Below are 14,405 nucleotides of genomic sequence, written 5' to 3' on the forward strand. Positions count from 1 at the left end.
GTTACACGATGACGAGCTCGCGAGGCCGGTGGTTGACCCGCTCGCCACCCTCCTCGGTGCAGACGAGGATGTCCTCGATGCGGGCGCCGTGGGCGCCGGGGAGATAGATGCCCGGCTCGACGGAGAAGGCGAAGCCCGGCGCCATCGGCTCGGCGTTGCCCGCGACGATGTAGGGCTCCTCGTGGGTCTCCAGGCCGATGCCGTGGCCGGTGCGGTGGATGAAGTACTCGCCGTAGCCCTCCTCGGCGATCACCTCCCGCGCGGCGGCGTCGATGGCCTCGCACGCGACGCCGGGCCGTACCGCCCGGCAGGCGGCCTCCTGGGCGCGCTGGAGCACGTCGTAGTACTTGACGAAGTCGGCCGGGGGCTCCCCGACGCAGTAGACCCGGGTGGAGTCGGAGCAGTAGCCGCTGGGCATCTGGCCGCCGATGTCCACCACGACCGGCTCCCCGGGCTGGATGACCCGGTCCGACAGCTCGTGGTGCGGGCTGGCGCCGTTGGGGCCGGAGCCGACGATGACGAAGTCGACGGTCGCGTGACCGGCGGCGACGATCGCCTCGGCGATGTCCCGCCCGACCTCCCGCTCGGTACGGCCGGCCCGCAGGAACTCGGGCACCTGGGCGTGGACGGCGTCGATGGCGGCGCCCGCCTCGCGCAGCGCGGCCACCTCGGCCGGGCTCTTGCGCATGCGCAGCCCCCGCAGGACCGTCCCGGCGAGCACCTGCTCGGCGCCGGGGAGCGCGTCGCGGAAGCGCAGCGACTGCATCGCCCACATGCGGTCGGCCAGGCCGACCCGGGAGACCCCGCCCAGCCGGGCGCCGATCGCCGCGTACGGGTCGTCGGTCTCGTCCCAGGGCACGAACTCGACGCCCAGCCGGGAGGCCGGGGAGTGCTCGGCGGCGGGCAGCTCCAGACGGGGCACCACGAGGAAGGCGTCGCCCTCGGCCGGCAGCACCAGGCAGGTGAGCCGCTCCAGCGGCAGCGCGTCGTAGCCGGTCACGTACCGCAGGTCGGGGCCGGGCGTCAGGAGCAGGGCTCCGAGCCCGGCGGCGGCGGTCGCCCGCTGGGCGTCGGCCAGGCGGGTAACGGGATACAGGTCAGCAGACTCCGTTGTCACATCGCCCAATCTAATACCGGAAGGACGAACGACGCATCCGGCCCCGGAGCACCAAGGAAAGTGCGGGAAAGCCCGGGAAACCCCACCCGGATCGCGACGACATCACTACACTCCGTTGAAGCACGATCACAATTTGTCAATAGAATGTCCGCAAGACCACACATTTCGAGAGCGAGCTAAATGGTCGGCGTAGTGGGCGGCCACCAGCCCCCCCTCCACCCACGAAACGACCACGTGACCGGTTCTGCCCCGCTGACCGCGACCGACACGACGCGGCGCCCGCGGGGAGAGCTGGACGAGCACCTGGCCGTCGAACACCACCTCCTCAGCGTCCGGCTGGCACAGGCCGAACGGCTGGGCGATCTCGGCTGGGCCGAATGGAATCTCCAGACCGGGGAGACCATCTGGTCCGACCGGGTGTACGCCATCTTCGGCCGCGATCCCGGCGAGGGGCCCATCCGCCTGGCGGACCTGGCCTCCCACGTCGAGACGGGTGACCGGGCCGGCCTGGACCGCCTGCTGCGGTCCGTCGTGCACCGGGCCGAGCCCGGCGAGACCGAGTTCCGCATCCGCCGCCGGGGCGAGATCCGCAACCTGCGGGCGGCCCTGGACCCCGTGGCGGCCGGCGGGCGCACCGCCGTGCACGGCGTGATCCAGGACGTCACCGGCCACCGCCTGGCCGAACACGGCATCGCCGAGGCGCGGCGCCGGCTGGGCGAGCTCCTCGGCCGGGCGACTCTGGAGCGGCGGCGGAGCGAGGCCCTGTGCGGGGCGCTGCTGCCCGGCCCCGCCTCCCCGCCCGGCCTGCCCGGCGCGCGGATCGAGACGCGCTACCATCCGGCCGGCGCCGAGGACGGCCTCGGCGGCGACTGGCACGACGCCGTCCCCCTGCCGGACGGCCGGATCCTGCTGGCCGTCGGCGACGTGTCCGGGCACGGCCTGCCCGCCGCCGCGGAGATGACCGTGCTGCGGCACGCGCTGACGGCACTGGCGATGACCGGCGAGCCGGCCGGCCGGCTGCTGTCGTGGCTCAACCACCTGGTGACGCACCGGATGGCCGAGGCCACCGCGACCGCCGTCGCCGGCCACCTCGACCCGGCCACCGGCGTGTTCACCTGGAGCCAGGCCGGGCACCCCGCGCCGGTCCTGGTCCGCGACGGGACGGCCGTCCAGCTCGCCCCGCCCGACGGGGTGCTGCTCGGCGCCACCCTCACCGAGCCGTACGCCTCGGCCGAGATCCGGCTGCGCGAGGACGACCTGCTGCTGCTGTTCACCGACGGCCTCGTGGAGCGGCGCGACCGCGACATCGACGACGGCGTCGCGCTGCTGCTGAAGGCGGCGGCCGGGTTGTCCGGGCTGCGCGGGGCCGGCCTGTCCGCCGGCCTCGACCGGCTGGTCGAGGCGGTCGGCGGCCCCAACCCCGAAGACGACGTCTGCGTGCTGGCGTTCGCCCCGGCCGGTTGAACGACCGCCATGCCCGAGCCGATGCCTCCAAGCGCCCGCCGGCGGCTTCTCCCGTTCCCCGACGACTTAAGGGCATGCTGATGCCATGACGACCAGTCCCCAGAAGCTCCTTCTGCTCGACACCCCCTCCCTTTACTTCCGTGCCTTCTACGGAGTCCCCGAATCGGTGACCGCGCCGGACGGCATGCCGGTCAACGCCGTCCGCGGGCTCATCGACATGATCGCCATGCTGGTCCGGGAGCACTCCCCCGGTGAACTGGTGGCCTGCATGGACGCCGACTGGCGCCCGGCCTTCCGGGTGGCGGCGATCCCCTCCTACAAGGCGCACCGGCTCGCCGCCGACGGCGGCGAGGAGGTCCCCGACACCCTGGCCCCGCAGGTGCCGGTGATCGAGCGGGTGCTCGACGCCGCCGGCATCGCCCGCATCGGGGTGCCCGGCTACGAGGCCGACGACGTGATGGGCACGTTCACCGCCCGCGCCCGCGGGCCGGTGGACATCGTCACCGGCGACCGCGACATGTTCCAGCTCGTCGACGACGCCCGGCCCGTCCGCGTCCTCTACACCGCGCGGGGCGTCAAGAACCTCCAGATCGTCGACGAGGCCGCGGTGTCCGCCCGATACGGCGTGCCGGGCCGCTCCTACGCCGACTTCGCCGTGCTGCGCGGCGACCCCAGCGACGGCCTGCCCGGCGTCGCCGGGATCGGCGACAAGACGGCGGCCGCGCTGATCACCCGGTTCGGCTCGCTGGAGGCGCTGGTCACGGCCCTGGACGACGGCGCGGGCGACCTGCCGGCCGGGCAACGCGCCAAGCTCGCCGCGGCCCGCGACTACCTGCGCGCCGCCCCCGCGGTGGTCCGGGTGGCGCACGACGCGCCGGTCCCGGAGCTCGACCTGTCCCTGCCCGCCGCGCCGCGCGACCCGGAGGCGCTCGACGCCCTGGCCGAACGGTACGGCCTGCACGGCCCGCTCAAGCGCCTGTCCGCCGTGCTCTGAGGGTCCGCGCCGCCGTACCGCCGCGCTTTGAAGGTTCGCGCCGCCGTACCGCCGCGTGCTGAGGGCCCGCGGCGGCCGTCCCGCCGCGCCCGCCCTCGGTGGGACGGCCGTACGGCGGGGCCCGGCGGAGACGGGCGCGGTGGGCATCATCGGGGCGCTGCGGGGAAGTCGTGTCCTTCGACCCCGCACCCGAAGGACGTCGAGATGCCAGGATCCACCGCCTCCGGCGCGGCCACCGGCCCCGCCGCCGGCCCGCGCCGTTCCGCCGGGCCCGCGCCGCGCTCCGGTGCGGCCGGCGCGACGGTGAACGATAGGTTGGCCCCCGTGTCCCCCAGAACCATACGGATGCCCGAAGAGTCCCATCCGCGGCTCGACGATGGTTTCGAGCGGATCCGCCGGGAGCTGCAGCTTCCCGAGGAGTTCCCTCTCGCCGTGATCGACGAGGCCGAATGGGTGGCCCAGGCACCCGTCCTGCCGGAGCTGGACCGCACCGACCTGCCGTTCATCACCATCGACCCGCCCGGCTCCATGGACCTGGACCAGGCGATGCACCTGGAGGAACGGCCCGGCGGCTACCGCGTCTGGTACGCCGTCGCCGACGTCGGGGCGTTCGTGCGGCCCGGCGGCGCGATCGACCTGGAGGCCCGCGAGCGCGGCGAGACCGTCTACCTGCCCGACGGGCGGGTGCCGCTGCACCCGCCCGTGCTGTCGGAGGGCGCGGCCAGCCTGCTGCCCGGGGTGACGCGCTCGGCCGCGCTGTGGTGCGTCGACCTCGACTCCGACGGCCGCATCGTGGGCGCCGACGTGACCCGGGCGCTGGTGCGCAGCCGCGAGCGGCTCGACTACGACTACGTGCAGGCCGCGGTGGACACCGGCACCGCCGACGGCACGCTGCGGCTGCTGGCCGAGATCGGCCGGCTCCGCCTCGCTCTGGAGCGCGACCGCGGCGGGATCAGCCTGCCCACACCCGAGCAGGAGGTCGTCCCCGACGGGGACGGCTACCGGGTGGAGCTGCGCGCCTCGCTCGACGCCGAGACGTGGAACGCCCAGATCTCGCTGCTGACCGGCATGGCCGCCGCCTCGATGATGCTGGACGCCGAGATCGGCCTGCTGCGGGTGCTGCCGCCCGCGCCGGCCGAGGAGGTCGCCCGGATGCGCCGGGCCGCCGCCGCTCTGGGCGTTTCCTGGCCGGAGGACGCCTCCTACGGCGACGTGGTGCACGGCCTGGACCCGAGGGTCCCCGAGCACGCCGCGTTCCTGCGGGAGTCCACGGTGCTGCTGCGTGGCGCCGGGTACGTCGCCTTCAACGGTGAGCCGCCCCGGCAGGCGGAGCACGCCGCGGTGGCGGCGCCGTACGCGCACGTGACCGCGCCGCTGCGGCGGCTCGTCGACCGCTACGCCACCGAGATCTGCCTGGCGGTCGCCGCGGGCGAGCCGGTGCCGGAGGGGATCCAGGCGGTCATGGGCGAGCTGCCGGACATCATGCAGGCCACCGGGCGGCGGGCGGGCGCCGCCGAGCGTGCCTGCGTGGACCTGGTGGAGGCGTTCGTGCTGCGTGACCGGGTGGGGCAGACGTTCGACGCGGTGGTGATCGACGTGGCCGACGACGGGCAGTCCGGCGTGGTCCAGGTCACCGGCCCGGCGGTGGTGGCCCGCTGCGACGGCGAGCGGCTGCCGCTGGGCGAGGCCGTCCGGGTACGGCTGACCCGCGCCGACCCGGCGACCCGGGAGGTCCGGTTCAGCGTGGCGTAGTGGCGTGGCCCCGGCGTCACGAAGGCCGCGCCCGGATCACCGGGCGCGGCCTTCGGCCGTGACGGGTCCTCCCGCGGCGGAGCCCCTGCGGGGCCCGCGCGGGCCGCCCGTCCTCGATCAACGCTTGAGGGTCCAGCCGGTGCCGACTCCCATCAGGTGCAGCGCGACGGCGAGCAATCCTGCCAGGGCGAGCGTGGCCGCGGTCACGACGGCGCCGACGGCGACACCGGCGATCTGGAAGATCAGGGCGAGGAGGAACAGGACTGCGGCGATGAGAGCGAACATGGTTACCTCCCTGAGCGGGGGTCCAAAGGGGCCTGATATCGGGATTTCCGTGGCGATCACCCAGGAAACAGACCCCGGGGCTACTTTCCGCGCACCGGCCGTCACGGGGTATTGACCGAGCGGTCAGTCTGCCGGTTCCGGGGCCCCGGTGGCCGCCGGTTCCCGGCCCGGAGCGGCGCCGCGCCCGGCCCGCGCGGAACCGGGACGCCCACACCCTGACGCCGTCGGCCCGCGCCGGTTCTCGGCGGCCCCGCGTCAGCCCACCGAGGAGTAGGCCACCACACCGCGCCGCAGGGCGTCCATCGCCTTGCCCGCCGTCTGCTTGACCTTACTGTTCGCCGGGGCCGCCTCGGCGATCTGGCCGAGCAGGTCCAGCAGTTGCTTGGTCCAGCGGACGAAGTCGCCCGCGGCCAGCTCGGAGCCGCCGATGCCGTCGCCCAGCACGGCGTCGAGGTTGTGGCCCCGCGCCCAGCGGAACGCCGCCCAGGCGAACCCGGCGTCGGGCTCCCGGAGGAAGGACAGGCCGTGGTCGCCCTCGATGGCCTCCAGCTCGGCCCACAGGCGGATCATGTCGGTCAGCGCCTGCTGCGCCTCGCCCCCGGGGAGCCTGGGCTGGCGGCCCTCGTCGGCCTGCCGGGACTCGAAGACCAGCGCGGAGACGCAGGCGGCCAGCTCGGCCGGGTCGAGGTTCTCCCAGATGCCCGCGCGCAGCGACTCGGCCGTGAGGAGGTCCAGCTCGGTGTAGAGGCGGCCCAGCCGGCGGCCCTCGGCGGTGACATGCTCGCCTTCGAGGTAGCCGAGCTGGTCCAGCACCCCGCAGACCTTGTCGAAGGTGCGGGCGATGACGTGGGAGCGGCCCTCGACGCGGCGGCGCAGACCGTCCGTCTCACGCAGCAGCTTGTAGTAGCGCTCGGCCCAGCGGGCGTGGTCCTCGCGCTCGTCGCAGCCGTGGCAGGGATGCCGGCGGATCTCCTTGCGCAGGCGCGCGATCTCCTCGTCCTCGGCGGCGTGGTCGCGCACCCTGGGCGGCTTGCCGAAGTCGCGGTCGCCGAGCTTGGCGTGCATCGAGGAGACGAGGTTGGCGCGGTCCTTGGGCGAGCGGGAGTTGAAGCCCTTGGGGATGCGCAGCCGCTCGACCGGCTCCACCGGCATCGGGAAGTCGGCCGGCGACAACTTCTTGACCTGCTTGCCGATGGTCAGCACCAGCGGGGAGGGACCGTCACCGCGGGAGTTGAGGCCCGGGTCGAGGACGAGCGCCAGGCCGGCCCGCCGCCCGCCGGGGACGCGGATGATGTCGCCGGGCCGCAGCGCCTCCAGCGAGCGCAGCGCCTGCGCCCGGCGGGCGGCGCCGCGCTGCCGCGACAGCTCGGACTCGCGGTCCGACAGCGCCCTGCGCAGCGCGGCGTACTCCTCGAAGTCGCCGAGGTGGCACGTCATCGCCTTGCGGTAGCCCTCCAGCGCCTCCTCGTGGCGGCGGAGCTGCTTGGCGATGCCGACCACGGCCCGGTCGGCCTGGAACTGCGCGAAGGACGACTCCAGCAGGGACCTGGCGCGTTCCCGGCCGACCTGGCCGACCAGGTTGACCGCCATGTTGTAGGAGGGGCGGAAACTGGAGCGCAGCGGATAGGTCCGGGTGCTGGCCAGGCCCGCGACCTGCAGCGGGTCGGTGCCCGGCTGCCACTGGACCACCGCGTGGCCCTCGACGTCGATGCCGCGCCGCCCGGCCCGCCCGGTGAGCTGGGTGTACTCGCCGGGCGTCAGGTCGGCGTGGGTCTCGCCGTTCCACTTGTCGAGCTTCTCGATCACCACCGAGCGGGCGGGCATGTTGATGCCCAGCGCGAGGGTCTCGGTGGCGAAGACGGCCTTGACGAGGTTGCGGGTGAACAACTCCTCGACGACCTCCTTGAAGGTCGGGAGCATGCCCGCATGGTGGGCGGCCAGGCCGCGTTCCAGGGCGTCGCGCCACTCGAGGTAGCCCAGCACCGCGAGGTCCTCGTCCGGCAGGTGCGCGGTGCGCTCGTCGACGATCTGGCGGATCTCGTGGCGCTCGGCGTCGGTGGTGAGCCGGATGCCGGAGAACACGCACTGGGCGACGGCGGCGTCACAGCCGGCCCGGGAGAAGATGAAGGTGATGGCGGGCAGCAGGCCCTCGGCGTCGAGCCGCTCGATGGCCGCGGCCCGGTCCGGCGGGCCGGGCCTGCGGGGCCGGGAGTAGCCGCGGCGGCCCCGGCCGAACGCCTGGCGCTCCTCGTCGCGGGCGATGCGCATCAGGGCGGGGTTGACCTGCGGGCGGCGGCCCTCCTCGTCGGCCACGAACAGGTCGTACAGGCGGTGGCCGACGAGCATGTGCTGCCAGAGCGGGACCGGGCGGTGCTCGTCGACGATGACGCTGGTGTCACCGCGGACCTCGCCCATCCACTCGCCGAACTCCTCGGCGTTGCTGACCGTGGCCGACAGGGCGACCAGCCGCACCGACTCGGGCAGGTGGATGATCACTTCTTCCCAGACCGCGCCGCGGAAGCGGTCGGCGAGGTAGTGCACCTCGTCCATGACGACGAACCCGAGGCCGGTGAGGGTGGAGGACCCGGCGTAGAGCATGTTGCGCAGGACCTCGGTGGTCATCACCACGATGGGGGCGTCGCCGTTGACGCTGTTGTCGCCGGTGAGCAGGCCGACGTCGGCGGCGCCGTACCGGCGGACCAGGTCGTTGTACTTCTGGTTGGACAGCGCCTTGATCGGGGTGGTGTAGAAGCACTTGCGGCCCTCGCTCAGGGCCAGGTGGACCGCGAACTCACCCACGACGGTCTTACCCGAGCCGGTGGGGGCGGCGACCAGGACTCCGTCGCCCGCTTCCAGGGCCCGGCAGGCGTCCAGCTGGAAGTCGTCCAGCTCGAAGTCGTACAGACCGCGGAACGAGGTCAGCGCGGGCCCGCTTTCGGCCTGGCTCTGACGGAAGGCAGCGTAACGTTCCGCTGGGGTCGTCATGCCTCCACCCTACCGACACCGGGTTTCCGGTCGGTCCGCCCGTGCCCCGCGGCAGGCGCCCTAAGCCAGGACGTTCAGCGCGCCGGGAACGATCTCGCAGGTCAGCGGGATGGGGCCGAGGCGCTCGCCGTCGGCGTAGGCGACGATGCCCGGGGCATCCAGCGTCACCCGCCGGGCGCGGTGGACGGTGACCGCGGGATGGGAGACGTGGGTGCCGCGGTACACCCGGGGGAAGGTGCGCAGGAACTCCCCGCGGGGGACGGCGCCGAGGATCGTCACGTCCAGCAGTCCGTCGTCGGGGACGGCGGCGGGGCACACCCGCATGCCGGCGCCGTAGGAGTCGGTGTTGCCGACCGCGACCAGCATCGCCTCGCGCTCGACCACCTCGCCGTCGAGGTCCAGGCGGAACGGGATGGGCCGGAAGGAGCGCAGTTCCTGGGCCAGCGCGACGACGTACTTGGCCATGCCGGGCGGCCAGGTGAGGCGGTTGGCCCGCTCGTTGACCCGCGAGTCGAAGCCGCAGGCCACCACCCCGGCGAACCACTCGTCCGCGCCGGCGCGGGCGGCGTCGACCACCCGGACCCGCCCGCGCAGCACCGTGTCGGCGGCGGCCAGGGGGTCGCGGGTCGGCAGGCCGAGCGCGGCGGCGATGTCGTTGCCGGTCCCGGCCGGGATGACGCCCAGCGGGACGTCGGTGCCGGCGACCGCCTGGACGGCCAGGTGGACCAGGCCGTCGCCGCCGAAGGCGACCAGCGCGCCGGGGGCCTCGGCGACCGCGGTGCAGGCGCGCTCCAGGGCGTCGTCGGCGGACTCGCCGAGGATCACCGAGACCTCGGCGCCGCCGCTCCGGAGCCGGTCGAGCACCGGGGCGAGCAGGCCACGGGAACGGCCGCCCCGGGCGGCGGGGTTGACGAGCAGGGCGATCTCTCCGGGCACAGACCGGAACTTATCCCCTACTTCGCCGGATCGGAATCCGTCGTGTCCGAATCGAGAGGAGAGACCTCGTCCGGCAGGGCGGACGCCTCGTCGTCGGACAGGTGGGAGAAGTCATCGCCCTTGGCCGCCGCCCTGCGCTCCCGCAGGTACATGAACCCCTCGGCGAGGGCGAACAGCAGGACCATGGGCAGGGCTAGCGCGATCATGGAGAACGGGTCGGTGCTGGGGGTGGCGATCGCCGCGAAGACGAACATGATGAAGATCACCATGCGGCGGTGAGCGGCCACCGTGGCGTGCGGCAGGACGCCGATCACGTTGAGGAACACCATCAGCAGCGGCAACTCGAAGGAGACGCCGAAGATGATGAGCATCACCAGCGCGTAGGTGAGGTAGTCGTCCATCTCCAGCAGCGGGATGGCGTTGGCCGGGGCGAACCCCAGCAGGATCGACAGCCCCTTGTCCATGATCACGTAGGCCAGCGCGGCGCCCGCGAGGAACAGCGGGATCGCCATGCCCAGGAACGTCGCCGAGTAGCGCTTCTCGTTGCGGTACAGGCCGGGGGTGACGAACGCCCAGATCTGGTAGAGCCAGACCGGGGAGGAGACGACCACCGCGAAGAGCGCGGCGACCTTCAGGTTGACGAAGAACGCCTCGAACACCCCGCGGATGGCGAACGTGCACTCGCCCTTGCGCAGCACCTGCGAGGCGGGCAGGTTGCAGTAGGGCTTCGTGATGAACGCCCAGATCGGGTCGAAGAAGACGAGCCCGATGATGATCCCGGCCACCAGGCCGAGCAACGCGATGATCAGCCGGTTGCGCAGCTCACGGAGATGGTCCATGAGCGGCATGCGCCCCTCGGCCGCGTCCTCGGACGGGACCGACCGGTTCTGCCCCGGCTTGGGCCATTTCAGCAGCGCCATTGACGAATCCCGGTCCGAGAGATGTGGTGGTTTGTCGCGCCTACTGCAGTTGGGGCCTACTGCGGCTTGGAGGCGGCCTGGGCGCGCAGGCGGGCGGCCTGCTCCTCCAGGGCGCGGGCCTGCTCCTCGACGGACTGCGCGGGCGCCGGGGCGATCTGCTGCGGAGCCGGGGCCGGAGCGGGCTGCTGAGGCTGCGGCTGGACGGTGGCGGCCGGGGCCTCGTCGTCATCGCGGAGCTTGGAGGTCTCCGCCTTGAAGATGCGCAGCGAACGGCCCAGCCCGCGGGCGGCCTCCGGCAGCTTCTTGGCGCCGAACAGCATCACCAGGATCACCCCGATGATGATCAGCTCAGTGGGTCCCAGACTGCCCATGACACATCCTTACGTGAGCGACGTGCGGTCTCTGCCCCCGATCGTACGCTGCCCGGGTGACAGACTCATCCCCTCGGCGGAGTCCGGCCGGCCGCCGAAAGCCGCGCCTCGGCGGCCCGCTCGGCGAGCAGCGCCCGGGCCGGCTCGATCCGGCGGTGGGCCCGGTCGACCTCCCGGCCCAGCTCACGGGCCGCGACCAGCACGCGAAGGCCGAGTACGGCGAGCACCGTCAGCCCGGCGAGGGCCAGCCCCGCCCCCGCGAAGATCCAGTTCATACCGGCCGATCCTACCGCCGACGGTCAAAGGATAGTTTTGGAATGTTCACTAACTTTATACGCTTTCGTACAGTTTGAGGGCCGACGCGGCGGCCTCCCGGACGCTCGCGGCCAGCGACGCGGGCGACAGCACCCGGCCCGTGTCGCCCAGCCGCAGTGCCAGCCGTACCAGCCAGCCCTGGTCGCGCGCGCGCAGCGCCACCCGCAGCCGGCCCTCGCCGAGCTCGGTGACCTCCTCGCACGGGTAGTACTCGGCGACCCAGCGCCCGGCGGGGGTCAGCTCCAGCTCCACCATCTCGTCGGTGGGAGAGGGCCGGAACACCCCGGGCGTCACCTCGCCGGGCTCGGCCCCGGCCGGCGGGTCGGCGGGCACGTCCAGCACGTCCACGGTGAGCATCCGGTCCAGCCGGAACAGCCGCACCGCCTCGGCGCGGTAACACCAGCCCGACAGGTAGGAGCGGCCGTCCACCATGACCAGCCGCATCGGGTCGACCTCGCGCGGGGTGATCTCGTCGCGGCCCGGCACGTAGTAGCGCAGCGACAGCCGCCGGCGGCGGCGCAGCGCCTCGTTGACCGTGGGCAGCGCGTCCGGGGCGGCGTCCACCTCCACCGCGACCTGGCTGCTGACCACCGCGGCGGCCTCCCCCGCGGCCCGCTCCAGCTTGGCGATGACCCGCGACAGGGCGTCGCGGTCGCCGAACTCCGGCAGCTCGGCGAGCATCCGCAGGGCCACCAGCAGCGCGCTGGCCTCGTCCACGGCGAGCCGCAGCGGCCGGGCGATGGTGTCGGCGTTGTCGATGATGATCTCGCCGCCGTCCCAGGAGACGTCGATCAGGTCGCCCGGGGTGTGGCCGGGCAGCCCGCACATCCACACCAGCTGCAGGTCGTCGATGAGCTGCTTCTCGGTCAGCCCGAAGACCTTCGCCACCTCCGGGACCTGCGCGCCCGGATGCGACATCAGGTAGGGCACCAGGGCCAGCAGCCTGGGCAGTCTGTCGGCCGTGCTCATCGCCCGCTCCGTTCCGCGCCGGCGGCACCGCGCCCGCGCACTCGCCGTTCCCCGTCGAGACCGGTGAGACCGGTGAGACCGGTGAGGCCCCGCTTCGCCGTACGGCGCCGCTCCCGCGCGGCGCGTCCCCGCGCCGTCACGCCAGGGCCCCCTTCAGCCTGCAGATCACCGCGTCGCGGGCGTCCGGCGGCCCGACCACCTCGGCGTCCGCCGCGAAGCCGACCACCCATCCGGCCAGCCGCTCGGGGTCGTTGAAGTCGATCTCCAGCTCGTCCCACCCGCCGGAGGCCGGCCGTACCTGCTTGGCCACCTGGCGCAGCCCCTGGCAGGCGCCCTCGCGGACCCGGATCAGCGCGGTACGCTCCCGGACCGTCAGCGCGTCGCTGTAGCCGACCATCGACTTCAGGTCGACGCCCTCGGGCACCACCACGTCGCCGGGGCGGCCGATCGGGGTGACCGGCCCGGTGATCCGGCTGAGCCGGAAGACCCGCGCGTCGTCGCGGTCACGGTCGTGGCCCACCATGTACCAGCGGCCGCGCCGGCTGACCACGCCCCACGGCTCCACCGTGCGGGTCAGCACGGTCTGGCTGGAGGCGGCGCGGTAGGGGAAGCGGACCGCGCGCCGGTCGCGCACGGCCTCCCACAGTGCCGGGAACGCCGGGTCCTGGGTGTCGAGCCGCAGTTCAAGGGCGCCGCCGAGCACCCCGCCGGCCTCCTCGGTCTCCACTCCCCCGGCGCGCAGCTTCAGCAGCGCCTTGCCGGCCGCCTCGGCCAGGCTGGCCCGCTGCCACACCTGGGCCGCCAGGCCCACCACGGCCGCCTCGTCGGGCTCCAGGGTGATCTCGGGCAGCTCGTAGCTCTGCCGGACGATCCGGTAGCCCGGATCCTCCTCCCAGGGGTCCTTGTGCACCTCGATCGGGATGCCGATCTCGCGCAGCTCGTTCTTGTCGCGCTCGAACATCCGCTGGAAGGCCTCGTCGTTGTCGGCGTCGTAGCCGGGCACGGCCTGGCGGATGTGGTCGGCGCTGAGCGGCCGCCGAGTGGCCAGCAGGCAGATGACGAGGTTCAGCAGCCGCTCGGTCTTCCGGCGTGACATCGGGCCTCCTTCCTGTCCAAGTGACGCTACTCTTCCCGCGTGATCAGATGGCGCAAGGGAGTGGTCGCGCGGGTCCGGCGCGAGTGGCCGGGAGCGGTGGAACTCGACGTCACCACCGAGGAGGGCGGCGCGCGAGCGCTCGCCTATCCCGCCCTGGTGGGGCGCCCCGAACCCGGCGACACGGTGCTGCTCAACACGACCGCGCTCGCGATGGGCCTCGGTACGGGAGGTTACGCCATGGTGGTGGCGCTTCCCGACAGGTTGCCGCAAGATCCTTCCGGCCCCGGACACCTGGTGAAGGCACGCTACACCCCGTTGCAGGCGACCGTGCTCGGCGTCGACGAGCAGGACTCGCCCTTCCATGATGTGCTGCGCGACGCCGACTCGCTCGACGGCATGCCGGTGATCGTCGCCGACCTGCACTCGGCGCTCCCGGCGATCCTGTGCGGCCTGTACGGCTCGCACCCGCCGCAGCCGCCGTCCGGGGACGCGCGGGACACCGGCGGGGAACCCTCCCGGCCGCCCCGGGTCGTCTACGTGATGCTCGACGGCGGCGCGCTGCCCGCCTGGTTCTCCATGTCGTGCGCGCGGCTGAGGGAGACCGGCTGGCTCGCCGGGACGGTCACGGTCGGCCAGGCGTTCGGCGGCGACATGGAGGCCGTGACCCTGCACACCGGCCTCCTCGCCGCCCGGCACGTCATGGGCGCCGACGTCGCGGTCGTCACCCAGGGGCCGGGCAACCTCGGCACCGGCACCCGGTGGGGCTTCTCCGGCGTCTCGACCGGCGAGGCGGTCAACGCCGCCGCCGTCCTGGGTGGGCGGCCGGTCGCGGCGCTGCGGGTCAGCGAGGGCGACCTGCGCGAGCGCCACATCGGGGTCTCCCACCACTCGCTGACCGCCTACGGACGGGTCGCCCTGGCCCCGGCCCAGGTCGCCGTGCCGGAGCTGCCGGGCGAGTTCGGCGAGCGGGTCGCCCGGCAGGCGGAGCCGCTGTCGGCCCGGCACGAGCTGGTGCGGGTGCCCGTGGACGGCCTGCGCGAGGCGCTCGCCGGCTGCCCGGTGCGGCTGTCGACGATGGGCCGGGGCCTGGACGAGGACCTGCCCTATTTCCTGGCGTCGGCCGCCGCCGGTCGCCACGCGGCCTCGCTGCCGACCGGGGAGGACACCGGCCCCCTGGCATCCTAGAACGCCGTTCCGCGGA

General features: G+C 73.6%; 13 protein-coding genes. 4 read left to right on the forward strand and 9 right to left on the reverse strand.

Going from position 1 to position 14,405, the window contains the following annotated elements:
- Position 1: 1 nt before the first annotated feature.
- Positions 2-1,117, reverse strand: a complete 1,116-nt coding sequence (locus ACQP10_RS23285) for a M24 family metallopeptidase (RefSeq protein ID WP_179828196.1) — start codon at positions 1,115-1,117, stop codon at positions 2-4.
- A 234-nt stretch (positions 1,118-1,351) separates the two neighbouring features.
- Here ACQP10_RS23285 and ACQP10_RS23290 point away from each other — a divergent pair, with 234 nt between their 5' ends.
- The 3 genes from ACQP10_RS23290 to ACQP10_RS23300 all read left to right on the forward strand — a co-directional run bounded on the left by ACQP10_RS23290 (position 1,352) and on the right by ACQP10_RS23300 (position 5,327).
- Positions 1,352-2,581 (forward strand): PP2C family protein-serine/threonine phosphatase, encoded by a 1,230-nt coding sequence (locus ACQP10_RS23290; RefSeq protein ID WP_346022458.1) that lies wholly within the window; start codon positions 1,352-1,354, stop codon positions 2,579-2,581.
- Between the two features lie 85 nt (positions 2,582-2,666).
- Positions 2,667-3,575 carry a 5'-3' exonuclease gene (locus ACQP10_RS23295; RefSeq protein WP_433539707.1) on the forward strand — a complete coding sequence of 303 codons (909 nt, stop codon included), beginning with the start codon at positions 2,667-2,669 and terminating at the stop codon, positions 3,573-3,575.
- 345 nt (positions 3,576-3,920) lie between these two features.
- Complete coding sequence (locus ACQP10_RS23300; RefSeq protein WP_399501357.1) at positions 3,921-5,327, forward strand: RNB domain-containing ribonuclease; 1,407 nt, start codon at positions 3,921-3,923, stop codon at positions 5,325-5,327.
- Between the two features lie 117 nt (positions 5,328-5,444).
- Here ACQP10_RS23300 and ACQP10_RS23305 read toward each other — a convergent pair whose 3' ends face one another.
- The 8 genes from ACQP10_RS23305 to ACQP10_RS23340 all read right to left on the reverse strand — a co-directional run bounded on the left by ACQP10_RS23305 (position 5,445) and on the right by ACQP10_RS23340 (position 13,204).
- Positions 5,445-5,612 carry a hypothetical protein gene (locus tag ACQP10_RS23305; RefSeq protein ID WP_346022461.1) on the reverse strand — a complete coding sequence of 56 codons (168 nt, stop codon included), beginning with the start codon at positions 5,610-5,612 and terminating at the stop codon, positions 5,445-5,447.
- Between the two features lie 255 nt (positions 5,613-5,867).
- Positions 5,868-8,597, reverse strand: a complete 2,730-nt coding sequence (locus ACQP10_RS23310) for a DEAD/DEAH box helicase (RefSeq protein ID WP_346022462.1) — start codon at positions 8,595-8,597, stop codon at positions 5,868-5,870.
- Positions 8,598-8,657: 60 nt separating this feature from the next.
- Complete coding sequence (locus ACQP10_RS23315) at positions 8,658-9,533, reverse strand: diacylglycerol kinase (protein WP_346022463.1); 876 nt, start codon at positions 9,531-9,533, stop codon at positions 8,658-8,660.
- Positions 9,534-9,550: 17 nt separating this feature from the next.
- Positions 9,551-10,453, reverse strand: a complete 903-nt coding sequence (gene tatC, locus ACQP10_RS23320; protein ID WP_346022464.1) for a twin-arginine translocase subunit TatC — start codon at positions 10,451-10,453, stop codon at positions 9,551-9,553.
- Between the two features lie 56 nt (positions 10,454-10,509).
- On the reverse strand, positions 10,510-10,824 hold the full coding sequence (gene tatA / locus ACQP10_RS23325; protein WP_179828180.1) for a Sec-independent protein translocase subunit TatA: 315 nt from the start codon (positions 10,822-10,824) through the stop codon (positions 10,510-10,512).
- Between the two features lie 65 nt (positions 10,825-10,889).
- Positions 10,890-11,099 (reverse strand): hypothetical protein, encoded by a 210-nt coding sequence (locus tag ACQP10_RS23330; protein ID WP_179828178.1) that lies wholly within the window; start codon positions 11,097-11,099, stop codon positions 10,890-10,892.
- 55 nt (positions 11,100-11,154) lie between these two features.
- The gene (locus tag ACQP10_RS23335) at positions 11,155-12,108 is read right to left on the reverse strand and encodes a helix-turn-helix transcriptional regulator (RefSeq protein WP_179828176.1); all 954 of its coding nucleotides are present in this window, start codon (positions 12,106-12,108) and stop codon (positions 11,155-11,157) included.
- A 136-nt stretch (positions 12,109-12,244) separates the two neighbouring features.
- On the reverse strand, positions 12,245-13,204 hold the full coding sequence (locus ACQP10_RS23340; protein WP_179828174.1) for a helix-turn-helix transcriptional regulator: 960 nt from the start codon (positions 13,202-13,204) through the stop codon (positions 12,245-12,247).
- Positions 13,205-13,243: 39 nt separating this feature from the next.
- Here ACQP10_RS23340 and ACQP10_RS23345 point away from each other — a divergent pair, with 39 nt between their 5' ends.
- Entirely contained in the window at positions 13,244-14,389 is a 1,146-nt protein-coding gene (locus ACQP10_RS23345; protein ID WP_433539708.1) for a DUF3866 family protein, read from the forward strand.
- The last annotated feature ends 16 nt before the right edge of the window (positions 14,390-14,405 follow it).

The sequence above is a fragment of the Streptosporangium sandarakinum genome, from assembly GCF_050942225.1.
GTDB lineage: Bacteria > Actinomycetota > Actinomycetes > Streptosporangiales > Streptosporangiaceae > Streptosporangium > Streptosporangium nondiastaticum.

Excerpts from the sequence above, each read along its gene's own strand:
- tatC (WP_346022464.1), bottom strand. The coding sequence starts at position 10,453 with ATGGCGCTGCTGAAATGGCCCAAGCCGGGGCAGAACCGGTCGGTCCCG.
- ACQP10_RS23330 (WP_179828178.1), bottom strand. The coding sequence starts at position 11,099 with ATGAACTGGATCTTCGCGGGGGCGGGGCTGGCCCTCGCCGGGCTGACG.
- ACQP10_RS23295 (WP_433539707.1), top strand. The coding sequence starts at position 2,667 with ATGACGACCAGTCCCCAGAAGCTCCTTCTGCTCGACACCCCCTCCCTT.
- ACQP10_RS23335 (WP_179828176.1), bottom strand. The coding sequence starts at position 12,108 with ATGAGCACGGCCGACAGACTGCCCAGGCTGCTGGCCCTGGTGCCCTAC.
- ACQP10_RS23305 (WP_346022461.1), bottom strand. The coding sequence starts at position 5,612 with ATGTTCGCTCTCATCGCCGCAGTCCTGTTCCTCCTCGCCCTGATCTTC.
- tatA (WP_179828180.1), bottom strand. The coding sequence starts at position 10,824 with ATGGGCAGTCTGGGACCCACTGAGCTGATCATCATCGGGGTGATCCTG.
- ACQP10_RS23310 (WP_346022462.1), bottom strand. The coding sequence starts at position 8,597 with ATGACGACCCCAGCGGAACGTTACGCTGCCTTCCGTCAGAGCCAGGCC.
- ACQP10_RS23340 (WP_179828174.1), bottom strand. The coding sequence starts at position 13,204 with ATGTCACGCCGGAAGACCGAGCGGCTGCTGAACCTCGTCATCTGCCTG.
- ACQP10_RS23300 (WP_399501357.1), top strand. The coding sequence starts at position 3,921 with ATGCCCGAAGAGTCCCATCCGCGGCTCGACGATGGTTTCGAGCGGATC.